The following is a 22993-nucleotide window of genomic DNA, read 5'->3' as shown; positions in this document are numbered from 1 at the left end:
GGTGACCTGGTGACTTGGTGTCCTGGTGACCCCGCAGTGGACAGCATTATTATTCAATATTAACCGACGGAGGAGAAGCGATGGACGGAAGATTGACTATAACGGATGTTGCGAAGACACTCGGAGTGACACCACGCACGATAATGCGCTGGGAGAAGACCGGGAAGATCCGGCGCTCAAAGCGCGACTGGCGCGGCTGGAGGTTCTATCTCAAGGATGACCTGGATGATATAAGGAAGTTCTATGAGAGCAGCTACGAGTATAACGAAAGCATAGGTGCCGGCATGAGCTTCGCGAAATCGAACGTCATGAGCGTCATCATATCGGCGCTGGCCATAGCCGCTTCTATTATCCCGTGTGGTGCGGTGTACGGCGGGACCGCCGCAGCGCAGGGTGCGCAGAAGCCGGCCTATTATACGGAGGCAGGCCCTGCCCAGGGCAATGCCGTGAGAGAGACGAAGACGGCCGTGGATATCAACCTTGCGGTGCTCCCGGTGGTCTCTACACCGCCTGCCACAGTCGCTGAGGCGAGCAAATATACGCTCGGCCCTGATGACGTCATCCAGGTAGAGGTGCGCAGGCACCCCGAGTTCAGCGGCCAGTACACGGTCACCGCGGAAGGGAAGATCGAGTATAAGTTCGTAGGGGATATAGTGGTGGACGGGCTCACCAAGGCACAGTTACAGGAACGGCTCAGCGCCATACTCTCCGAATATGTCATAGAACCGGAGGTCAACGTCCAGATAATGGCATATCTCAGCAAGGTCTTCTATGTCGTGGGAGAGGTCAATAAACCGGGCAAGTTCTATATGAAGGGGAATACCGTTACTGTCCGGGAGGCGCTGGTACAGGCGGGTCTTCCCAATACCGCGGCTTCGACTAGAAAATGCCGTCTCATATCACCCTCTTCGAAGGGAAAAGGCACAACCAGATATATCAATGTTTATGAGCTCCTTTACGCGGGAGACCTCAAAGAGAATATAGAGATGCAGCCGGGGGACGTCCTGTATATACCGTCAACGGTCATAGCTAAGATAATACGCGTCATATCGCCCGTCACCAATTTTGCGGGTGAGACGGCCGGCCATGTAGCTCAGGGCGCAGGCATCGCCGCCGGCGCACTATAAACATATAAGGAGAAGAGAATGATGACCGAAAATATCCAGACCCAGAAGAACCCCGCCGACTACCTGAAGATATTCTTCAGGAGGAAGTGGTTCATAATCATACCGGCTGTTATAGGCATCGTAGGAGGCATCATAGCCGGGAACATGCTCCCCAAGGTGTATGAGGCATCGACCCTGATCCTCGTAGAAGAGGGGAGGATCATCAACCCGCTGATCCAGGGATTGGCGGTTTCGAGCAGCACCGCCCAGCGGCTCCAGGTCCTGCGTGAACAGATACTCGGCTGGGACAGGATCCTCCAGCTCATAAAGGCGTTGGACCTCGCAAAGGATGTAAAGACACAATGGCAGTTTGAAGGGCTTGTCAAGAAATTGAGGAAGAATATAGAGGTGAGTTTAAAGGGAAGCAGTCTGATACGCATCTCATATGAAGGCCAGAACCCTCTCGAGGCGCAGAATATAGTGAAAACGATCACCGACATATTCATCGCCGAGAACCTGAGACAGCAGAATAAGGAGACGGATGACGCCGTAGGGTTCATAAACGACCAGCTTGGGCTTTATCAGAAGAAGCTGAAGCAGTCCGAGATATCATCCATGGAGGACCAGCTGAAGAAGCTCCTTGTCGATTCGACCGAGAAGCACCCGCTCGTCCTTGAATTGAAGAAGAAGATCGCTTCGGCACGGGCCGAGATGGACCAGGGCGACTATGAACTTGATGCCGCCCAGGTCGCCGGTTCCGACAGCGAACTAAAGTCCCTTAAAGAGGACTTGAAGAAACTGAAAGACGAAGTATCGACCTCGAGCTTAGACGCGCAGGATGGTGGCGTGAACAGGACGAAGATAGCGAGCGCTACTAACGATAAGCTGTATAAACTGCTCCTTCTCGATAAGCTGAGCCAGGTCGAGGCGCGTGACGCGGATGTCACAAAGAAGCTCTACAATACGCTTCTCGAGCGTCTCGAAACCGCCAAGATCACCCAGCGGCTCGAATCATCAAAGGAGGGGACTAGATATACGATACTCGACCCCGCGCGCCTTCCGCTAAAACCGGTAAAGCCCAATAAGCTGATGGTCCTCTTCATGGGATTGGCGATAGGCGCCGGAGCGGGCATAGGATTGGTATTCCTTATGGAGCTATTCGATCATTCTTTCCTCGGCATCGATGAGGCAAGGACGTTCCTGGAGCTGCCCATATTCGGGGCGGTATCGAAGATAGTGACCGAAGACGATATAAGGACGCAGAAACTCCATAATACACGGGTAACGGGTATCTCTGTCATGACCGGCGTAGTATTGCTTGTAGTGATCATATTCAACGTGTTCCTGGGTAACTAGGAGGGGCATCCAATGTACGAAAAGTTCTACGGATTTACCGATCGACCGTTCAATATGACACCGGACTCGAAGTTCTTCTTTGCTAGCCCCAAGCACGAGGAGGCGCTCAACTGCCTTCTTCTCGCCATAAGCGAGCGTAACGGGTTCGTCGTGATAACGGGCGAGATAGGGGCCGGCAAGACGACCGTCTCCCGAGCCCTCCTTAACCGGCTTGAGCCGACCACGAAAGTCGCCCTGGTGCTCAATACGCACCTTGGGAAGAAGGAGCTCCTGACGACTATACTCGAGGATCTGGATATAGAGTACAGGTCTACGTCCAAGACGCACCTCATCTCCGCCCTAAATAAGTATCTCCTTAAGCAGGCCTCTGGCGATGTCAATGTGGTCCTCATAATAGACGAGGCGCAGAACCTGACCCCTTCGGTGATAGAGGAAGTGAGGATGCTCTCCAACCTGGAGACGGAGAAGGAGAAGCTCATACAGATAGTGCTTATGGGTCAGCCGGAGTTGAAACAGAAGCTGGCCCTGCCTAAACTTGAACAGTTCAGGCAGAGGGTCGTTTTTCATTACCATATAGAACCGCTGAGCCGTGAAGAGACGACCAGGTATATAAAGCATCGCCTTGCCAGGGCCGGCGGCACGGATCCTGAGATCTTTTCGGATGAAGCGATAGAAGAGATATACAAATTCTCCGGAGGGGTCCCGCGCCTCATCAACGTCGCCTGCCACAACGCCCTGATAAGCGGGCTGGTATATGAGTCGAAGAAGATCACCGCAAAGATCGCCCGCGAAGCGGTCGCCGAGGCGCTTTACGGCCTGGGTTCTAAATCGGCCGGTGGGCAAGAAGAGGTTTCTGATGAGATATTGCACAATTTACAGAATGGTCCACTGTCCATAGTCGACGGTCCACAGTAAAAGGAGAAAAACGAATGGGTAAAATAACAGATGCATTGAAGAAAGTCACCGACGAGCGCATACAAAGGATACAGAAAAAGCCGGAGCTTGAGTATGTGATAAAGAAGGTCGAGAACACCAGGATCGAACCGCACATCGTCGCGTTCCATGACCCGTCCTCGCCGATCGGCGAGCAGTACAAGATAATACGTACCAACATCCAGAGCATGCGGGAGACGAGGGACCTCAAGACGTTCCTCATCACAAGCTCCATAAGCGGTGAGGGGAAGACCGTTACCACGATAAACCTCGCGATGACCATGGCGCACGACCTCAATAATAAGAGCATCCTGCTGATAGACGCCGATATGCGTAAAGGCAGGATCGCGAAGTACCTCGGGATACACTCGAACCCCGGATTGTCCGAAGTGCTGAAAGGGGAGGCCGAGGCCGAAATAACGTTCGTAAGCCAGGATATCGAGAATTTGACGGTCATGCCTTCAGGCAGGGTGCCCAAGAACCCGGCCGAACTCCTGGCGTCTAAGAACATGAAGAACCTTCTCGCCTCTATGAAGACAAGGTTCGACTATATATTCATCGATTCGCCTCCGATCATGCCCCTGACGGACCCTTGCGTCCTCGGCACTATAGCGGACGGTGTCATAATGATCATACAGGCAGGCAGGACCCAGCGCGATATAATACGCCACGCCGAACAGCGCCTTCACCAGGCCCACGCCAGGACGATCGGCTACATAATGACGAACGTTGAGTATCACCTTCCTCATTACCTCTACCGTTACGTCCACAAGTACAGCGACGAGGCGTATTATCGGAAGGAGACGGTGGGCGTTTAGCGTTATAGGTTATCGGTTATAGGTTTTCGGTTAGAGGTTGGTAAGAAAAGATAAAAGATGTTGCAATAATTTTCCTCCTTTTAGCATCTTATATAGTAGGGGAGAATAATAAGATGTTAAACTTACAAAAAGGAGGAAAGCATGAAGCAAATATTAGCGCAGGAAGTGATTGAGAATCGGATCTTTGTCATAAGAGGGCTTAAGGTCATGCTAAGCATGCACCTGGCAGAGCTTTATGGTGTAGAGGCCAAAGTGCTAACTCAGGCTGTAAAACGTAATTTAAAAAGATTCCCGGAAGATTTTATGTTTCAACTGACGTGGGATGAGGTGGATATCTTAAGGTCACAAATTGTGACCTTAAGAGGAGTACATGGAAAACATATTAAATATCTTCCCTATGCTTTTACTGAACAAGGGGTTGCGATGCTCTCAAGTGTTTTAAATAGTGAAAGAGCCGTTCAGGTTAACATTGTAATAATGCGAGCTTTTGTTAAGCTCAGAGAAATACTCGCGACCCATAAGGAACTTGCGGCAAAGTTACGCGAGCTTGAACATAAGGTATCAAAACACGATACTGACATCTTGACGATATTCGAGGCAATCCGGCAGCTCATGACGCCTACACCTGAACCGCCTAAGCGTAGAATCGGGTTTCATGCGGAGTAAATCGCTAAGTGGTTATCGGTGTTGGGTTATCGGTTTTCGGATAATAAGAGGGAGTCCGAATGGATATTAAGAGTTTTCGCGACTTGGATGTTTGGCAAAAATCCATACAATTAGTTAAGAGGATATATATTACAACTCAAAAGTATCCTAAGGAAGAGACTTATGGTTTGATAAATCAGATGCGCAGGGCAGCTGTATCGATTCCGTCAAATATAGCTGAGGGAAAATCAAGGCAGTCCAAAAATGAGTATATTCAATTTATTTACATATCGTTGGGCTCAGCGTCGGAATTGGAAACCCAAATAACAATTTCTAAAGAGCTGGAATACATAGGCAAAGATACTGAAAAAGAATTATTGGAAGAGATCGATCATACTTCAAGAATGCTTAGGAATTTGATCAAAGGTCTGCGAACGAGCGGAAGTTATTCATGAACACCGAACACCGCAAACCGTTAACCGAAAACCGATCACCGATAACCAGATCAAGGAGGCAACACACGATGCGCTTTCTCGTAACCGGCGGTGCCGGGTTTATCGGCTCCCATATCACAGAGCGTTTACTAAACGATGGTCACTTTGTGCGGGTTCTCGACAACTTTTCGAGCGGCAAGGAGTCCAATCTAAGTTTTGCTTTTACTGGTGACCTGGTGACCTGGTGTCCTGGTGACTTCGAGTTAATACGAGGCGATATTCGCGACTACGACGTTTGTCTCGACGCATGCAACGGCGTCGACTACGTCCTCCACCAGGCCGCCCTGCGAAGCGTGCCGAAGTCGCTCGAACTGCCGCACGAGTATAATGCCGTAAATATCGACGGAACACTTAATATCCTACAGGCCGCGCTCAAGTCGAAGGTAAAACGCGTTGTGATCGCTTCAACGAGCGCGATCTACGGAGACACGCAGAAGTTCCCGCAGAGCGAGACAGATGCGCCGCTTCTCATATCGCCGTATGCCCTGACGAAACTGGCCGGCGAGTATTATTCGAGAGTGTATAGCGAAAACTACGGCCTGGAGACCGTAAACCTGAGATATTTTAACGTCTTTGGTCCAAGACAGTCGCTTGATGATGAATACGCCGTAGTTATACCTAAATTTATCGATTGCATCCTCAATGATAAGCAACCGCCGATCCACGGGACGGGAAAGCAGTCGAGGGACTTTACGTACGTTGATAACGTCGTTCAGGCGAATATACTCGCGGCTACCACAAGAGTCCACAGTCCACAGTCCACAGTCCACAGTGAAGCGTCGACATTTTGCGAAGTATTCAATGTTGCTTGCAGCTCGGATAATTCGATCCTGGAACTCGTAGTATTACTCAACAAAATCACCGGCAAATCGATAGCGCCAATCCACACGCCTACTCGAGCCGGAGACGTATTCCGGACCCTCGCCGATATCTCGAAGATCACCGCGAAGCTCGGCTACAAACCGGCGGTAAATTTCGAAGAGGGGCTGAGAAGGACCGTAGAATATTTTAGGTCTTTGCTCAATACCCAATACTCTATACACAATACTAAAATATGACAATAAGCGAACTCAAAGACAATATCATGATCCTGAAAGATTCTGTGCGATCCGCGATCCTGCAGAATCCTTTATTGCAGGATGCCGGATCGGTAGATATGGCCCGGAAGGCAGTGAGGCATATCGGCTTGAGGGGTATCGATAAGATCATTATCGGAAAGCCGAATACGCTGATAATAGTGACGAACGATACCATAGTGAAGATGCCGATGGATCGCTTAAGCACTGCGCGATGTCGTCTTAATAAGATGATGCTGAAAAAACTATGCAAGACGGGCATCTCTTCTTTCGTGCCGCGTTTTCTGAAGGAAGGCAGGTTCGACGGTCAACCATATTATTGCGAAACGCGTCTTCCCGGCGCGGCAATAGATATCCCGCTTAACAGGATGGACGAACTTGTGATAAAAGCAGCCGATTTCATAACCGAATTTCATAAAGAGACGGCGCAGGAGATCACCATAGACGAAATATATTTTAAGCGTCTATTTGCCAAAAGCATTGTCAAACTGTCCTATTATCTTAAGGGTGAATACAAAGAAAAGCTTTTACGCTTGGAGAAGATGCTTAAGAAGCGGCTGATCGGGAAACGGCTTAAGACGGTGTGGTTCCATGGCGACTATAAGGTCGAAAATGTACTATTTGACAAGAAGCACTGGGGAATAAGAGGTGTAATTGACTGGGATCTGTCCAGGGAGAGAGGGCTTCCTCTTCTCGATATATTTTATCTTTTGCTGTATAGAGACAGTATGCTGACAGGTAAAGACACATCCGAGATATTCGCGGATAGATTTTTAAAATTGGATTTTGTCGGCTTGGAAAGAGAGATCATTGCTGAGTATATTAATATCACCGCGATAAACAGCGAATTTATAAGGCCGATGCTCTTGATGTATTGGATAAACCATCTTATAGAAAGATATAGAAAACAATTTGAGAATAACACGACAGATTTGATATGCAATGACCTGTACGGGATAATTGATAAAATCGCGGAGATCAAATGAGTTCTAGGGCAAAAAAAATAGTGCACGGTTCGATGCTTGGCGCATGCAATTTCTTCGCAAATGCTGTAGCCGGCCTGGTTCTCATGCCTTTTATAGTCCATGCATTAGGCGATAGGATGTATGGTCTGTGGATGGTAGTGGGGTCAATACTGGGTTATTATGGATTTTTTGATTTCGGTTTGGTTTTTGCCGTCCAGAGGTATATCTCGCAGGCGATAGGGAGAGAGGATTACAAAGAAACTAATAAATTTGTGAACACATCATTTTACCTTTATGCAGTAATCGGGTTCATCGTATTGTTGCTTTTGGTAACAGGCGCTTTAGTGGCACCATTTTTTATAAAGAACGTAGCGGAAATAGATCTTTTCAGAAAGATATTGGTTATCTTGGGTCTAAGCGTGGCCATCGGATTTCCCATGCGCGTATTTTCCGCAGTGCTTATATCCCATATACGATATGACCTGTATAACATAATTGAGTTGATAAAAATAGCAGCAAGAGTGATTTTGGTAATTTTTTTCCTGAAGACGGGGCACGGTATTTTGGCCTTAGCGTTAATCAATTTTGGAATTGAGATGTGCGGCTATCTCATAAAGTTTATATTGGTTAAATCGATATTCAAATATATCACCTTTTCAAGAAAATACATAGAGATGGGTAAAATAAAACCTCTTTTCAAATTCAGTTTTTTCAGTTTTGTAATTCAAATAGTGGATAGATTCCGGCTTGATATAAGTAATTTTGTTATCGCGGGGTTTTTGGGTCTGGCATATGTTACTTTATATTCCGTATCCTCAAATCTGATCAGATATTTCAATCAGCTTATTATTAACACAGTCAGCCTTTTGTTGCCGGTTTTTAGTCAATATGAAGGTAAGGGGGACTACGATTCAATACGAGAAAAATATATCCTGTCAGTAAAGATCAGCGGTTATTTATCGACTTTAATCGGCGGGACCATGATACTGTTCGGCAGGGTTTTTATTGAAAGGTGGATGGGCAAAGATTACCTGGCAGCGTATCCGATACTGGTGGTTTTGGTTATAAGTACAGTTTTTTCCTCCATACAGAGCCCCTCATGGGGACTTCTCTACGGAATATCGAAGCACAGGTTCCTGGCCATAGCTAACACCGTTGAAGGATTCATTTCTTTTTTCATGGCCCTGATACTTGTCAGGAAATTCGGGCTTATGGGGGTAGCATTAGGATCTGCGATACCCATGATCGTTTTAAAAGTTATGATACAGCCGGTATATGTCTGCAGGGTTATAAAGATAGGGGTCAGTGAATTTTATTTTAAAATTCTGTTACCTATAGTATTAAAATCATCGGTTTTTTTTCTGATACTCTGGCATGTGCTCAAGGGTTTTATGGTCCCCAATTATTTTAATATCGTCCCACTTATTATATGTGAATGTGCGATCATTTCAACATTTATACTTTTTTTTGGATTCAATAGCATCGAAAGGAAATACTTCAGGAAAATAATACTGGGGTATTAAATTACGCTATATGGATGATAATATTTTTTGTCCAGATAAAAGAAAGAACAAAAAGTATTATTCTTGTGCGCGCAATGAAATGCTTAAATTCGTCCCTCCCGGCGTGCATAAGGTACTGGAAATAGGATGTGCGGAAGGAAGCTTTGGCTTGTTATTGAAACGGCTTAGGGGGGTTGAGGTGTGGGGAGTGGATATGTCTTTGCCGGTAGCGGATGAGGCGATTTCTAGGTTGGATCATTTTATCGTGGGCGACTTTGAAGATGAGAATGTCGATGTCCCGAAAAAATACTTTGATTGTGTAGTATTCAACGACGTTATAGAACATTTTAAATATCCATGGACCGTATTGCGAGACGTCAGGGAATATATTGTTGAAGGGGGCTACGTCGTCGCCTCTATTCCCAACGTAAGATTCCTGTCAAACATAAAGAAGCTTTTGATAGATAAACAATGGAAATATGAAGACGAGGGCATACTGGATAAAACTCACTTAAGATTCTTTGTTGAAGAAAGCATAAGGGATATGTTTAAAGCCTGTGATTATCGCATAATTAAATTAGAAGGCATAAATGCCGGAAAATTCTCGTGGAAATTCGAAATCATAAACCGTATTTTATTTAATATGTTTGAGGATATGAGGTTTCGTCAGTTTGCATGCGTTGCCCAGAAAGAATGAAAGCATGAACAGCCACAGGCCCGAAACAAGTGTAATAATACCGGTTTATAATCGCGCGGATTATATAGCGGAGACAATAGAGAGCGTATTGTCACAAACATATAAAGATTATGAGGTTATAGTCGTGAACGATGGCTCCACTAATGCCGCTGTCAAGGAAGTGCTCAAGCCTTATATGGCGGTGATAAACTACTTTTACAAAGAAAACGGGGGTATAGCGAGTGCCCGCAATTTCGGCATACAGAGATCAAGGGGTGATTACATAGCATTCTTAGATTCGGATGATGTTTGGCAGACCGACAAGCTTTATCAACAGGTAAATTTTTTAAAGAATAATCCGGAGATGTACATGTGTTATACGGAGCTGGAATTGATTGATGAGCACGGGAATACCATTGGATATTCTGATCGCCGTAGGAAGATCCCGCTCGATGGGATGGTGATAAAGTATGTGTTTGAACATCACGGAATAATGCCATCTTCCATTATGGTGAAGAGGGAGATTTTTAATAGCATAGGTCTATTCGACGAATCCTTTAGAGACGGCGGAGAAGATACTGATTTTCTTTTTAGGGCCGCAGCGGCTTTTCCTATAGGCCTTATCGATAAGCCATTGACGAAATACAGGCAGTACGATATGAACACAAGCAAGCATGCACATATCCATGCCCGTCAACTCCAGGCTATCAGGAACTTCTTGGACGGGAAGCTGAAATTTGCCGAAGCGAACAGGCCGCTTGTAAGGAAGGTTCTCGCTGAAGTGCACAAAGATTATGCCGAAGACCTTCTGGTCAATAATGATTTCAGGGGAGCATTAAAACAGATAAGTAAGCATTTATATTATGCCGGTCTGAACAATGCTAAGTTTTCCGCACTGTTCAAAATAACACTAGCAAATGTTTTAGGTGTAAAGTTTTCGGAGTATTTAAGAAATATAAAAAAGAAGCTTAAATCCGGGGCATCGCAAAATACCTATGAAACCGATTAAGATACAGTATCATCCGTTTGCCGTATTCATTATGACGGTTATGGCCATATTTGCTATATACTATCCCGGCATAGGACATCATTATTTCAATGATGATTACAAGTTTGTGTTCGAAAACCCATCATCGAAAATCTTTTACTTTTTCACACACACCAATCCCGGTATCCATACATATAGGCCCCTTCAGGCAATGTTTGCCGCGCTTATCCAAACGTTTTTCGGAAGTGCAACATGGCCGATGCAGATCGTGCAGATATCCCTTCATATTTTACTATGCACTTTTGTGTACAGATTTGTTGTATATGCCGGTTTTGGAAGGTTACCGGCGTTCCTATCCGCACTTTACATGGCTGTAGGCCAGATAAATGTGCTCGCAGTATTGGGCAATGACGCTTTCAATCATATTGCATCAGTTTTTTTCGGAGCGCTCGGACTTTTCTTTATATATAGTGCACATTGTGAACCGAAAACGGAAAGGATGGATCTAAAATATTATCTGGCCTCGCTTCTATGCTTTACCGTATCGATTTTTATGAAAGAGAACGGTATCTCCTATCTCCTTATCATTCCTTTTGTAATAACGTGCTATGAGATCGTGAAAGGGCGAAGGTTCGGCTCGCTGATGCGTTCTTTTGCTCTGACAGTGCCATTTTTTGTTATTTTTGCAATATATTATATAATCCGTTCTTATGTAGTTGTCCCGCCATCGCACAGCAGCCAGGACAACTACACCATAGGATTTGGTTTTTATGTGATCAAGAATTTGATCATGCAGGGATCGAGCGCAATCATGCCGTGGTCATCCATAGATATCTATTTTTCGATTATCTCAAAAAACGTTGTTAAGATCACATTTTATTTCGTAACCACTTTCATATTTTGGATCATTGCAGGATACGGGCTGATGAAAGCCAAGAATAAAGCGATGTTAGCAGCTATAGGCATCATAAGCGTCATGGCGCTATTCCCTACATTTCTCATATTGCATGTCTCGGAGATGTACACATATAGCGCCATGCCCTATGTTTCAATTTTGGCCGGGATCGGCGCGGGTAAGGCCATAGAGAGCGCCACGGGAAAAAATAGGAGAGTCCTGCTGGCATCTATAGTTTTGATAATACTTGTGATGATGAGCGTTCAGGCCATAGCAGTGAGGAATAAAGCTGTATTAATGAAGAAAAGCGGTGAAGAGAGCGCCAGGGTGGTACGGCAGATCGAGCCATGGTTATCGAAAATCCCGGAAAACGGGGAGCTGGTCCTTGTGAATCCGGAAACGCGCGAAAGGGAATATTCCCTATTCTACCTCAAAGGTTTCAATGTTATAGCATATGGGGCACATGACATTTTACACCAGAAGGCCGGGAGGGGTGATTTTGGCGTATCTATTATAGAAGAAAAGGAATTGAGCAAAATCGTCAACAAGACCGGAATGCTATTTCTTACGATCAAAAACGGCGAGGTGAATAAGCTATGAAACTATTATCGATCGTAGTGCCAGTATATAATGAGGAAAGCAATCTATCGATATTTTATGACAGATTAAATAAGTCATTGGAGTCGATCGGTTACGGATATGAGGTCATATTTGTCGATGACGGCAGCGGTGATGATTCCATCACTGTAATGAAGGATCTGCGTGATCAGGATAGTCGGGTCAGGATAATATCCTTTTCTCGTAATTTTGGACACCAGATAGCGCTCACCGCAGGCATAGATAAGGCATCGGGTGACGCAGTTATCGTTATGGATGCCGATTTGCAGCACCCGCCGGAGATCATAAAAGATCTGATCTCAAGATGGGAAGACGGTTACGATGTTGTATATACGATCAGAAAAGATACCGAAGGGGCGGGATTATTTAAAAAAGCCACCTCCGCATTCTTCTATAAAGTATTATCAAAGATATCAAGAATTGATGTTTCGCCGGGTATAGCGGATTTCCGGTTAATGGATAAAAAAGTGATACGTAGTTTCAGGACTATAAGGGAGAGATCCAGATTCATCAGGGGATTGGTTAAATGGGTCGGTTTTAAGCAAATAGGGGTCGAATATGTGGCTCCGGCAAGATATTCGGGTAATTCCAAGTACTCTATAAGGAAAATGATGCGGCTTGCCGTAGACGGCATCACTTCGTTTTCCTGGTTTCCTCTGCAGGTGGCGACATATTTTGGACTTCTTGTCTCTTTTTTTAGTTTTGCCTATACGCTGTATGCGATCTTTATCAGGCTGTTCACATCTAAAGCCGTACCCGGATGGTCTTCGCTTTTGATAGCAGTTACTTTTATAGGCGGCGTTCAGCTCGTCTTCCTGGGCATAATAGGCGAATATATAGGAAGGATCTTCGAAGAGGTCAAAGGCAGGCCTATATATATAGTCAACGAGGCGATAGGTTTTGCTGAAAACGTATTGAATAAGGTAGAAGCATAGATGAGCGTTATCGCAATTTTTTCATATTTGATCGCATTGTACATAAGGCCTCAGGACTGGCTGCCCTCTATGTACGGCTTCCCGCTCGTTGATATTGTCGGGAGCGTGGCTCTCATCATTGCTTTTGTAAATTTGCCTCAACAGAAACGGCCGATTGTCTCAGCGCAGTTATTTTTCATTATTTTTTACCTAGCGATGGTCTTCTTATCCAATCTCTTTACCGGGCACGCTGATGCGGCTACGCCGCAACTTATCGATTATTTTAAAAGAACGGCAATATTCTTCATTCTCATATTCAGCATCAGGGACACGGGTCAGTTAAGGAAAGTAATATCTTTTATAATTTTACTGAGCGTGATTCTTGCCATACAGGTCATACTCCATAATTTATACGGCATCTCGGTATATGGACAAACGACGACAAAAGATAACAGGGTTTCGTGGATCGGGGCGTGGGATGGTCCAAATGTTCTATGCCTTTTATTTGTCATCGCCATCGCCCTATCGTTCGGTTTTATTACTCATCCTTATAGCATGTTGGTAAGGATCGCAAATGTAATTTTTATAGCGATCATGATGTATGGTGTATATCTGACGAATTCACGCGGAGGGGTCCTGGGACTTTTAGCGGTGATAGTGACTTTTCTCTGGAATAAATTCATGTATCAGAAACGGTTGTCAGCCAAAATCCTTTGGGGTGTTGCAGTCGTTTTCGCGATTTTAATTGTACTTAATTTCGGCCCCTCAAGGATGAATGAGTTAAATTCTACAGAGGAATCAGCCCATGAGCGGACATGGATATGGGAGAGGGGATATAACCTCTTCAGAGAAAATCCTGTATTCGGTATAGGCAAGGGGCAATTCCAGGAGGTATATCACGAGGTGGGGCACAATAATTTTGTCCAGACCATGGTCGAGATGGGAGTCCCCGGGTTATTCATATATACCGCACTGATATATCTTTCCCTTAAATGGTTACGTATAGTAAGCAAAAATAGTTTGGAAAAGATAAAGGACAAAAAGTTGATAAGTCTTTCCGAAGCTCTTTTCTCAAGCATGGTAGGGTATGTCGTTACGACTTATTTTATAACCATGGAGCTTGCAATACTCTTTCTATGGTTTGGGCTGTGCGCCGCCACCATAAATATTGCGCGAGGCGAGACCGGCAACGGATTCTTCAGGTTCTCGTTTAAAGATATCGGTATAGTATGCGTGACTATGGTCGCGATAGTGTTCAGCATCTATCTTGTAGCGATAAAAGAGATAATATGAAGAGGCGGGGATGAGGAGAAAGATAAAGATAGGATTTGTAAATTATTCTCTCAACGTCGGAGGCATAGAGACGCTTATTCTCGAGATATGCAAGCGGCTCAACAGGTCGGTATTCGAACCATGCATATTCGTATTTGAAAAAGACGGCAAATTAAAAGACGAATATTTGAGATCCGGTATAGGCGTTATAGAGGTTAGTAAGAAAGAGAGGTTCGACATCTTGCTGCCATTTCGGTTATCAAAGATACTGCGGGAAGAAAATATCAGCATAGTGCATACTCATAATCCGACGAACTGGCTTTATGGGGGCATTGCAGCACGCCTGGCGGGCCTTCCGTTGATACACACGGAGCACACAACGACAGATTATGACAGTTATCATGTCAAGAGGTGGGAATTCATCGAATGGGCCTTGGCGAAATTTACGAGACGCATAACCGCAGTGGCCGGAAGCGTAAAAACGCACATGATAAAAAGATCAGGCATAAATTCAAAAAAAATAGAGGTTGTGTATAACGCGATCGAAACCGAGAGGTTTGACACAGGCGCTAATAAAGAGAAAATGCGCGGCGAGTTATCGATCAGGCAGGATGAATTCGTTATAGGAAATATTGCAAGATTTTATGAGAATAAAGACCATCAAACGCTATTGCGTGCTTTTAAATTAGTGCTTGAAAAAATCCCAAATGTCTATCTGCTGTTGATCGGCGACGGTCCTTTAAAGTATAAAATTGAAAGCTTTGCGGGCGAACTTAAGATACCCGCCAGGATAAAATTTCTAGGGAATAGGCGTGATATACCACAGCTTTTAAAGATGATGGACCTCTTTGTCCTCTCGTCAAAGAGAGAAGGCCTGCCGATCGTGCTTTTGGAGGCCATGGCGTCCGGCTTGCCAATAGTGGCTACGGATGTCGACGGCAACGGTGAACTGGTACTTCATGAGGAGACGGGGTTCGTAGTACCTCCGGCAGATCCTAAAGAGTTATCCGCAGCGATACTAAACCTTTTGACAGACAGGTCTAAAGCGAAGAGGATGGCAGCCAGGGGAAAAGAGAGGGTGAAAAACCACTTTACGTTCAATTCAATGGTTGAAAAGTACGAAAAGATATATGAAGAAGTTTGTTCGAATACGTAGAAGGCATATATGAAAGAACTGGTAAGCGTAATAATTCCGGCATATAACTGCGCTAGATATATCTCTGAAGCGCTGGATTCCGTGTTTTATCAGACATATAGAGATTTTGAGGTCATTGTCATAGATGACGGGTCGACCGACGGAACCATAGACATATTAAAAAAATATGCGGCTGAACATCCCGGTAAAATGAGCTGCATTTATCAGAAGAACAGCGGCCCCGGAAAGGCCCGGAATAGGGGGATAAAAGAAGCCAGGGGGGAATATGTGGCATTTTTAGATTCCGACGATATTTGGCTTCCGGAGAAATTGAAGGCTCAGCTCGATTTTTTTAAAAAAGAGCCCTCGCTGGCACTGGTGCATTCAGATTTCATGTACTTTAACAATAGCGGGATTACAAAAAAGTCAGAATTTTCCAGTACCGCAAAACGTAACTTTTCCGGCAGCGCCTTTTATCCCCTGGTAAAAGAAAATTTTATAAGGACATCGACGGTCGTAGTCAAAAAAATCGTATTAGAGGTCCTGGGCGCGTTCGATGAAGACTTTTTCATGTCGGAAGATTATGACCTGTGGCTTCGCATTGCCAAGGTGCACGATATCGGCTATGTGAATGACCGGATAGTTAACGTAAGGCAGCATGCCGACCATATCTCCAGGCGCGATATCAGAGAAACTTATTTATGGATAGACAGGGTAATGGAAAAGCTGGTAAAAACCAATCCGGAGATCGGAAAGGAGATCAAAAGATATCTTAGCTATCGTTTTGCAAAAAACCATTACACGATAGGATACGATCTCTTCTGTAAGGGCAGGCTTAAAGAGGCGAGGGAAGAGTTTGTCAGGTCCCTGGGGTGCAGATTCCAAAAAGATGTATTTATCTACTATTTGGCTACATTTTTAAGATTTTCATTCATATCGTTTGTTAAGAGATTTAAACAAAGGTCAGAAAATGGAAAAACGGAGCTGGTTTGTAAGGCTTGCGGCCGATAAGAAAAGGTTCCTGGCTATTGATCTCAAAGAATTCAAGCCGGGTTTGAGCAGGTTCATATATCTGCATACGACACAAGGATATCAGGCGGTCATGGTATACAGGTTTGGCCAATGGTGTTACGAGGGAAGTGGCTTAGCCAGAAAAATAGCGCGAAAGATATATTTTTTACTGCGACTTTTCATTGAAGCGATAACGGGTATCAGTATAAATGAACGGTCGGAGATAGGGGAAGGGTTATATATAGGCCATTTTGGGGGTATCTTTATCCATTCGAATGTCAAAATAGGGAAAAACTGTAATATATCGCAGGGGGTTACAGTCGGCGTAAAGGCGCCTTTTGAAACCGAAAGGGCGCCTAATATAGGAGATGGAGTGCATATAGGCGCAGGGGCAAAGGTCCTGGGTGGTATAAGAGTCGGCAATAACGTTGTAATAGGCGCAAATGCAGTTGTTGTAAAGGACGTGCCCGATAATGCGGTTGTCGGAGGAGTGCCGGCAAAAATATTGAAATATAGGACATGAAAAATATAAAATTGCTACTTATAACTAATCTATTTCCGAATCCGGCGGAGCCTAACCGCGGCATATTTGTCGCGGATATGGTTAAGGAGATGAGAAATACGGTCGATGTAACCGTTATATCTCCCATTCCCTTATTTCCCAGGTGGAAGGCATTAAAAAGATTCGAAAGATGGTATCGATTTTCGCTTATCCCTGCCGATTACATGATCGACGGCCACGAGGTGGTATGTCCTAAATATATCGCGATCCCGAAAATGGGTTTTTTACATAGCTTCTTCCTGTTTGTTGCGCTCCTGCCTACTGTCATGAGGTTGCATAAAAGCAAAAGGTTTGACCTTATTAACGCGCACTGGTTATTTCCTGATGGAATAGCTGCATGCTGGATCGCGAAGATACTGCATATACCCATAGTCCTGTCGGCCCACGGATGCGATATCAATTTCTACCTAGATATGCCGCTAAGACGGAAGCAGATCATGAACGCGTTAAAAAGAGCTGACCTGATAACGGTAGTAAGCGGAAAGCAGAAAGAGAAATTATGCAAGGCCGGCTTCGCCGATTCTAAAATAACTGTGATAAATAACGGTTTTGGAAGTGACTTTACAATACAGGATAGGACAGATCGCCGAAAAGAGCTGAATTTGGATGTACGGCAAAAAATAATCATCTTTGTGGGGCGGCTGGTCGAGGTTAAGGGTTTCGATCGCCTGATCAAGGCAATAAAGCAACTCGAGAGTTCGCTTCAGGATGATTTCGAACTTGCCGTTGTCGGAGATGGGCCATTGCGCCAGCGCTATGAGGATGAAGTTTCGAGATACGGATTATCTCACAGGATAAAATTCTATGGCGAAAAGGACCATAGCCAGATATATAAGTGGTTCGGAGCAAGCGATCTCATGTGCCTGCCCAGCTTGAGCGAAGGGTGTCCTACGGTAGTTCTTGAAGCCCTTGCTTGCGGTAAACCGGTGGTGGCTGCCAGGGTGGGGGAGATCCCGGAACTGGTTAACGAAAAGAACGGTATTTTAGTCAATGCCGGGGATATATCCGAATTAAGCGCCTCTCTTTCCGCGGCGCTGAAGAAGGGATGGAAAGAGGATGAAATACGCCGTTCGGTTAGCGAGCTTTCGTGGAAGGCAGCGGCGGAGAAATACCGGGATGTGTTTCAAAAAGTCATCGCAAGAAGGAGCGGTACCGTATAATGTGCGGAATCTGCGGAGCGATATACAGGGATAATACAAAGAAAGTTCCCCGTGAGTGGGTGAAACAGATGGCGGACACAATGCGCCATCGCGGGCCCGATGATGAGGGATTTTTCGTTGAGGGCAACGTAGGGCTTGGCCAGCGCCGGCTTAGCATCATAGATATATCAAGCGGGCACCAGCCGATCTTCAATGAGGATAATTCCTTATGCATAGTATTCAACGGTGAAATTTACAATTATCAAAACTTACGAATCGAGCTTATAAAGAGAGGCCATTCTTTTTCCACGAAAAGCGATACAGAGGTGGTAGTGCATGCCTATGAAGAATATGGGCCTGACTGCGTCAAAAAGTTACACGGGATGTTCGCGTTTGCCATATGGGACAAAAGATCAAAGCACTTGATGCTGGCCCGCGATAGAGTGGGGAAGAAACCGTTATATTTTTACCGGGATGATAACGTTTTCCTTTTCGCGTCAGAGATAAAGGCCATTTTAAAGACAGGAATTGTTAGGGCTAAGGTCCATAAGCCGGTGCTCGATTTCTACCTGTCATTGGGATATACGCCGGGTCCAGAGACAGTATTCGAAAACATTTTTAAGCTTGAGCCGGCTCATTATATGCTCATGTCGGAAAACGGGAAGACAGATACCAGAGGATATTGGGATATTGCGCAGATGGAACCCATAGACATATCGTTTGAAGATGCCCGTGAAAAGACCAAGAATTTACTGGTAAAGAGCGTTGAGATGCGGCTCATGAGCGAGGTTCCACTCGGTGTTTTTCTAAGCGGCGGGCTTGACTCGAGCGCTATAGTCGCCCTGATGTCGGATATTCTAGGGAAAACAGTTCAGACATTCTCCGTAGGATATAAGGATGTCGGAAATATGAGCGAGCTTGGGTTTGCGAATATTGTGGCGTCTCGATTTAATACACAGCACCACGAATTTATCCTGACCCCGGAGGATCTCTTTAGTTCGATAGATACTCTCCTTGAGCACAGCGGAGAACCTATCGTTGAGAGTGCGGCGATAGCGTTATACAAGCTCGCCTCTCTTGCCAAGCCGCACGCTACGGTTCTTTTATCCGGGGAAGGATCCGATGAGATATTTGCCGGATATTCCCTCTATTCGAAGATGTATAGGATAGAATCGATGAGGAGATTTTTAAGATTTGTACCCTTTTGCTTTATAGCAAAGGCAATGGTCTGCATGAGTAAACAGGAGAAGATGTGCAAGTATTTTGAATGGATGGCAGAGCCGTTTGAGCGCCGCTATAGGTCAGTATCGTATGATTTGACAGAAAGCATTAAAAACAGGATGTACTCACCGGCGTTAAAAAACGTAGTGGACAAGCGGCAGAGCGATTATTTTGCAGGATTACATGATCGCGTGAGTGGAAAAAGCATGCTGAGCAAAATGCTTTATATAGACACAAAATCGTGGCTTGCGGAAGATATTCTCTTAAAGTCAGACCGGATGACCATGGCGGCATCTGTGGAACTGCGCGCGCCATTTTTAGACCATGAACTTATAGAGTTTGTGACATCCCTTCCGGATAGTTATAAACTTAACGGCGCTATAGGTAAACATATCCTCAAGGAAGCAATGAAAGATCTTCTCCCGGAGAAGGTTATCAACAGGAAAAAGATGGGTTTCCCTGTGCCGCTTTCAGCATGGTTCGGCGGAGCGCTGTATGACAACGCGAAAAGCTTACTCACGGAAAAAAGGACTCTTGAGAGAGGATATTTTAACAGGGCCTACATAGATACGCTCTTCGAGAATATAAAGAAAAATGAAGACCTGGGCCGCCGCATATTCTCTTTTGTGACGCTGGAATTATGGCATCGGAAATATATAGATTGAGGATGGATCAGATGAAGAAGCTTATTAAGAGATTAATATCAAACAGATATTTCGCTTTCAGCGGAAAAGTGAAAGACAAAAGGATCGCACTTACTTTCGACGACGGGCCGCATGTCGATCATACGGAAGATATACTGAAAATACTGAAGAGCGAGAACGTAAAGGCGACGTTCTTTGTTATCGGCAAGGAGGCCGAGCGTCATCCGGCCCTTGTTAGGCACATGGCGGAGGATCAGCATGAGGTTGCCAACCATTCCTACTGGCATAGCAGAAAGGGCGGCGTGGAAGAGATAAAGGAGACGGAAAAGAGCATAGAGGGTATTGTCGGATCATCTCCGCGCCTATTCAGGCCGCCATGGGGCAGGATAGGCCTAAAAAAATTGCTATATACAGCGACAAGCAATATGAAGATAGTTTTATGGTCATTCGACAGTCATGACTACAAATTTAATACGGCGGAGGAACTTCGGAGGCATCTAAGGCGGTCGAGGATAAGCGCGGGAGATATACTCCTTTTCCACGAAGATTATGCGCACACGAAAGAAGCATTGCCGGATATATTGACCGATCTGAAGACCAGAGGTTTCGAATTCAGAACGGTGAGCGAACTGTTAGGAAAGAGCTAGATGAATATCTTATATCACCATAGAACACAGGCAACCGGCGCGGCAGGCCGTCACATAGACGAGATGGCAAAAGCATTCAAAAAGCTTGGCCATGAGGTTGATATTGTTTCGCCTCCGGGTGTGCGAAATTTCCCCGGTTCTAAAACCGGTTCACAGAAGAAGAGCCGTTACCTGGTCCCGCAGATAGTTTTTGAGCTTCTCGAGATCATGTACAATGTCGTTGCGTTCTGGGGGATACAGAAGCAGTTAAAGAAAAAGCAGTATGGTTTTATATACGAACGATACGCGATATTCAGTATAGCGGGTGTTGTATCGGCCAAGGTGCGTCGGGTGCCTATTATCATTGAAGTGAGTTTTACTTCGCGGACATCGGTGTATCCCAAGAGAACAAAGGCATTGTCACGATTGGGGGAGGCCATTGATAGATTCATATTCAACAAGGCCGATGGGATAGTGACGGTTTCATCGGTTTTAAAAGAAAGTTTAATAAATGAATTCGGTATATCCGAAAGGAAGATAATAGTACTTCACAATGCCGCAGATACAGACGTCTTTGATGCCTCCATATCGGGAAAAAACGTCAGGGACAGACACGGATTGAACGGCGGCAAAGTGATCGGTTTCGTAGGCGGCTTCTATCCCTGGCATGGTCTGGACCTTCTTTTAGATGCGGCAGAGAGCGTCATAAAGAGAGCGCCCGCGACAAAATTTATGCTGGTCGGGGATGGGCCGATGAAGGAAGAGCTTGAAGAAAAAGTGGGGAGCGGAGCCCTGAAGAACGCGGTTATCTTTACCGGGTCTGTGCCTCATGACGAACTTCCTCAATATATAGCGTCTTTTGATATCGGCGTTATGCCGGATTCAAATGATTACGGTTCCCCTATAAAGATATTTGAATATATGGCTATGGCGAAACCGGTCCTTGCGCCACGGATACGCCCTATAGAAGAGATAATAGATGACGGCTCCAACGGTTTACTTTTTTCCAGGAATAATAAAGATAGTTTAAGCGAGATGATGATGAGGATATTAAGCGATGCGGCGCTTTATGAAAAGATATCTTCCATAGCGTGCCGGGAAGTGGCGGAAAGACATACATGGGTAAAAAATGCCGGTTCTATATTGGATAAATGGAATGATATATTTAAGAAAGATACGAAAAAGATAAGATTTGTGCTGCAATATTTTCATCCTGAGGTGGCATCGACGGCCCAGCTGATGACTGAACTTGCGGAATCTTTGGTTGGGAAGGGATGGAGCGTCACGGCGCTCACAGGCCAGCCCACATACACGAAGAGTAAGACGCTTCCGTCCAAAGAACTATATAACGGGATCGAAATAGAAAGGGTGGCGTGCACCCGTTTTGAGAAGAATAGCTCTATGGGCAGGATGCTGAACTGGACAAGTTTTACGATCCTGGCATTCTTTAAACTTCTCTTTTCGAAAGATAGGACGCCTCTTTTTATAGTTTCGACGCCGCCGTTTTTGTTTATCGTGGGGTATCTCTTGAATCTTATCCGGGGGCAGAGATATATATGCCTCATCTATGACCTCTATCCGGATATCGCGGAACGGCTCGGGTATATCAAAAAAGGGAGTATCGTTGCGCGTCTCTGGGATAGCTGCAATAAGGTATTCTTCAGGAATGCGGATTTCGTGATCGTGCCGAGCGAAAATATGAAAGAGCTTATAGAGAGCAAGATCGGCAGGAACGGCAATAAGATCAAAGTCATCTGCAACTGGGCGGACGGAGAATTTATCAGGCCTATTAAAAAATCGGATAACTGGTTTTCGAAAAAGTACGGTTTGGATGATAAGCTGACCGTATTATATGCGGGGAATATTGGTCTGTTCCACCAGCTGGAGACGCTTATAGAGGCCGCAGATCGATTGAGAAAAGAGGATGGGATAAAGTTCGTCTTCATAGGCGAAGGCGGCAAGAAGAAGAAATTGATGGATATGGCGCGCGAGAAAGGGCTGGACAATGTGTTGTTCTTGCCTTATCAGGATAAAGCGGTGCTGCCGTATTCGCTTACATCAGGGGACATTTCGGTGGTGAGTTTGGAGAAGAGCCTGGATTGTGTGGCGGCGCCCTGCAAATTGTACACGTCGCTTGCCGCTGGGCAGATCATCCTAGGGCTCGTCGATAAGAATTCCGACGTCTCAAAGGTGGTGGACAAATACCAGAGCGGTTTCTGCGCGGAGCAGGATGACGTGGATGGGGTAACGGAAATACTGAAGGCCCTTCATAAAGACCCTGAGATGGCAGAGAGAATAAAGGTGAACGCCCGGAAGTGTTTTGAGGACAATTTCACGAAAGAGACGGCTATAGACGGATATTGCGGTCTCTTTTCGATAACAAACAACAGAAGCACT

Annotated in this window: 20 protein-coding genes and 1 pseudogene; all 21 read left to right on the top strand. The window is 45.4% G+C overall.

Annotated elements, in window-relative coordinates:
* Positions 1–80: 80 nt before the first annotated feature.
* The 21 genes and pseudogenes from WC515_01080 (at position 81) to WC515_00980 (ending at position 22900) form a co-directional block, all read left to right on the top strand.
* Positions 81–1127: a polysaccharide biosynthesis/export family protein gene (locus WC515_01080; protein ID MFA5145964.1), complete on the top strand. Its 1047-nt coding sequence runs from the start codon at positions 81–83 to the stop codon at positions 1125–1127.
* 18 nt (positions 1128–1145) lie between these two features.
* A complete protein-coding gene (locus WC515_01075; protein MFA5145963.1) occupies positions 1146–2462 on the top strand; it encodes a GNVR domain-containing protein in 1317 nt (438 codons plus the stop codon).
* Between the two features lie 12 nt (positions 2463–2474).
* The gene (locus WC515_01070; GenBank protein MFA5145962.1) at positions 2475–3377 is read left to right on the top strand and encodes an AAA family ATPase; all 903 of its coding nucleotides are present in this window, start codon (positions 2475–2477) and stop codon (positions 3375–3377) included.
* A gap of 14 nt (positions 3378–3391) precedes the next feature.
* Complete coding sequence (locus tag WC515_01065; protein MFA5145961.1) at positions 3392–4213, top strand: CpsD/CapB family tyrosine-protein kinase; 822 nt, start codon at positions 3392–3394, stop codon at positions 4211–4213.
* A gap of 141 nt (positions 4214–4354) precedes the next feature.
* Positions 4355–4879, top strand: a complete 525-nt coding sequence (locus WC515_01060) for an ORF6N domain-containing protein (GenBank protein MFA5145960.1) — start codon at positions 4355–4357, stop codon at positions 4877–4879.
* 59 nt (positions 4880–4938) lie between these two features.
* Positions 4939–5313, top strand: a complete 375-nt coding sequence (locus WC515_01055; protein MFA5145959.1) for a four helix bundle protein — start codon at positions 4939–4941, stop codon at positions 5311–5313.
* Positions 5314–5381: 68 nt separating this feature from the next.
* Complete coding sequence (locus tag WC515_01050; protein MFA5145958.1) at positions 5382–6410, top strand: SDR family oxidoreductase; 1029 nt, start codon at positions 5382–5384, stop codon at positions 6408–6410.
* Entirely contained in the window at positions 6407–7414 is a 1008-nt protein-coding gene (locus WC515_01045) for an aminoglycoside phosphotransferase family protein (protein MFA5145957.1), read from the top strand. Before WC515_01050 ends, WC515_01045 begins: the two co-directional genes overlap by 4 nt.
* Positions 7411–8916: an oligosaccharide flippase family protein gene (locus WC515_01040; protein MFA5145956.1), complete on the top strand. Its 1506-nt coding sequence runs from the start codon at positions 7411–7413 to the stop codon at positions 8914–8916. The genes WC515_01045 and WC515_01040 overlap by 4 nt, the downstream gene beginning before the upstream one ends.
* A 10-nt stretch (positions 8917–8926) precedes the next feature.
* Positions 8927–9592, top strand: coding sequence for a class I SAM-dependent methyltransferase (locus WC515_01035; GenBank protein MFA5145955.1), 666 nt, complete (start codon positions 8927–8929; stop codon positions 9590–9592).
* Between the two features lie 4 nt (positions 9593–9596).
* Positions 9597–10580, top strand: a complete 984-nt coding sequence (locus WC515_01030) for a glycosyltransferase (GenBank protein ID MFA5145954.1) — start codon at positions 9597–9599, stop codon at positions 10578–10580.
* The gene (locus WC515_01025) at positions 10567–12054 is read left to right on the top strand and encodes a hypothetical protein (protein MFA5145953.1); all 1488 of its coding nucleotides are present in this window, start codon (positions 10567–10569) and stop codon (positions 12052–12054) included. The genes WC515_01030 and WC515_01025 overlap by 14 nt, the downstream gene beginning before the upstream one ends.
* A complete protein-coding gene (locus WC515_01020) occupies positions 12051–13007 on the top strand; it encodes a glycosyltransferase family 2 protein (GenBank protein MFA5145952.1) in 957 nt (318 codons plus the stop codon). Before WC515_01025 ends, WC515_01020 begins: the two co-directional genes overlap by 4 nt.
* The gene (locus tag WC515_01015; protein ID MFA5145951.1) at positions 13008–14279 is read left to right on the top strand and encodes an O-antigen ligase family protein; all 1272 of its coding nucleotides are present in this window, start codon (positions 13008–13010) and stop codon (positions 14277–14279) included.
* 10 nt (positions 14280–14289) lie between these two features.
* On the top strand, positions 14290–15414 hold the full coding sequence (locus WC515_01010) for a glycosyltransferase (GenBank protein ID MFA5145950.1): 1125 nt from the start codon (positions 14290–14292) through the stop codon (positions 15412–15414).
* A 9-nt stretch (positions 15415–15423) separates the two neighbouring features.
* A complete protein-coding gene (locus WC515_01005; protein ID MFA5145949.1) occupies positions 15424–16404 on the top strand; it encodes a glycosyltransferase in 981 nt (326 codons plus the stop codon).
* Positions 16334–16927: a serine O-acetyltransferase gene (locus WC515_01000; GenBank protein MFA5145948.1), complete on the top strand. Its 594-nt coding sequence runs from the start codon at positions 16334–16336 to the stop codon at positions 16925–16927. The genes WC515_01005 and WC515_01000 overlap by 71 nt, the downstream gene beginning before the upstream one ends.
* Positions 16924–18126: a glycosyltransferase family 4 protein gene (locus WC515_00995; GenBank protein ID MFA5145947.1), complete on the top strand. Its 1203-nt coding sequence runs from the start codon at positions 16924–16926 to the stop codon at positions 18124–18126. Before WC515_01000 ends, WC515_00995 begins: the two co-directional genes overlap by 4 nt.
* Positions 18126–19991: an asparagine synthase (glutamine-hydrolyzing) gene (asnB, locus tag WC515_00990; protein MFA5145946.1), complete on the top strand. Its 1866-nt coding sequence runs from the start codon at positions 18126–18128 to the stop codon at positions 19989–19991. The genes WC515_00995 and asnB overlap by 1 nt, the downstream gene beginning before the upstream one ends.
* An 11-nt stretch (positions 19992–20002) precedes the next feature.
* A complete protein-coding gene (locus WC515_00985) occupies positions 20003–20617 on the top strand; it encodes a polysaccharide deacetylase family protein (protein MFA5145945.1) in 615 nt (204 codons plus the stop codon).
* A pseudogene (locus WC515_00980) lies at positions 20618–22900 on the top strand (glycosyltransferase).
* The last annotated feature ends 93 nt before the right edge of the window (positions 22901–22993 follow it).

It is taken from the genome of Candidatus Omnitrophota bacterium (genome assembly GCA_041650805.1).
In the GTDB taxonomy this organism is placed as follows: Bacteria; Omnitrophota; Gorgyraeia; order 2-01-FULL-45-10; family 2-01-FULL-45-10; genus JBAZKM01.
This window is presented reverse-complemented; position numbering and strand designations above follow the sequence as displayed.

What these genes read in the sequence shown, in the direction of transcription:
- WC515_01045 (MFA5145957.1), top strand. Translation starts at nt 6,407, where the DNA reads ATGACAATAAGCGAACTCAAAGACAATATCATGATCCTGAAAGATTCT.
- WC515_01065 (MFA5145961.1), top strand. Translation starts at nt 3,392, where the DNA reads ATGGGTAAAATAACAGATGCATTGAAGAAAGTCACCGACGAGCGCATA.
- WC515_01060 (MFA5145960.1), top strand. Translation starts at nt 4,355, where the DNA reads ATGAAGCAAATATTAGCGCAGGAAGTGATTGAGAATCGGATCTTTGTC.
- WC515_00995 (MFA5145947.1), top strand. Translation starts at nt 16,924, where the DNA reads ATGAAAAATATAAAATTGCTACTTATAACTAATCTATTTCCGAATCCG.
- WC515_01025 (MFA5145953.1), top strand. Translation starts at nt 10,567, where the DNA reads ATGAAACCGATTAAGATACAGTATCATCCGTTTGCCGTATTCATTATG.
- WC515_01040 (MFA5145956.1), top strand. Translation starts at nt 7,411, where the DNA reads ATGAGTTCTAGGGCAAAAAAAATAGTGCACGGTTCGATGCTTGGCGCA.
- WC515_01015 (MFA5145951.1), top strand. Translation starts at nt 13,008, where the DNA reads ATGAGCGTTATCGCAATTTTTTCATATTTGATCGCATTGTACATAAGG.
- WC515_01080 (MFA5145964.1), top strand. Translation starts at nt 81, where the DNA reads ATGGACGGAAGATTGACTATAACGGATGTTGCGAAGACACTCGGAGTG.
- WC515_01075 (MFA5145963.1), top strand. Translation starts at nt 1,146, where the DNA reads ATGATGACCGAAAATATCCAGACCCAGAAGAACCCCGCCGACTACCTG.
- WC515_01005 (MFA5145949.1), top strand. Translation starts at nt 15,424, where the DNA reads ATGAAAGAACTGGTAAGCGTAATAATTCCGGCATATAACTGCGCTAGA.
- WC515_01050 (MFA5145958.1), top strand. Translation starts at nt 5,382, where the DNA reads ATGCGCTTTCTCGTAACCGGCGGTGCCGGGTTTATCGGCTCCCATATC.
- asnB (MFA5145946.1), top strand. Translation starts at nt 18,126, where the DNA reads ATGTGCGGAATCTGCGGAGCGATATACAGGGATAATACAAAGAAAGTT.
- WC515_01010 (MFA5145950.1), top strand. Translation starts at nt 14,290, where the DNA reads ATGAGGAGAAAGATAAAGATAGGATTTGTAAATTATTCTCTCAACGTC.
- WC515_01020 (MFA5145952.1), top strand. Translation starts at nt 12,051, where the DNA reads ATGAAACTATTATCGATCGTAGTGCCAGTATATAATGAGGAAAGCAAT.
- WC515_01030 (MFA5145954.1), top strand. Translation starts at nt 9,597, where the DNA reads ATGAACAGCCACAGGCCCGAAACAAGTGTAATAATACCGGTTTATAAT.
- WC515_01055 (MFA5145959.1), top strand. Translation starts at nt 4,939, where the DNA reads ATGGATATTAAGAGTTTTCGCGACTTGGATGTTTGGCAAAAATCCATA.
- WC515_01070 (MFA5145962.1), top strand. Translation starts at nt 2,475, where the DNA reads ATGTACGAAAAGTTCTACGGATTTACCGATCGACCGTTCAATATGACA.
- WC515_00985 (MFA5145945.1), top strand. Translation starts at nt 20,003, where the DNA reads ATGAAGAAGCTTATTAAGAGATTAATATCAAACAGATATTTCGCTTTC.
- WC515_01035 (MFA5145955.1), top strand. Translation starts at nt 8,927, where the DNA reads ATGGATGATAATATTTTTTGTCCAGATAAAAGAAAGAACAAAAAGTAT.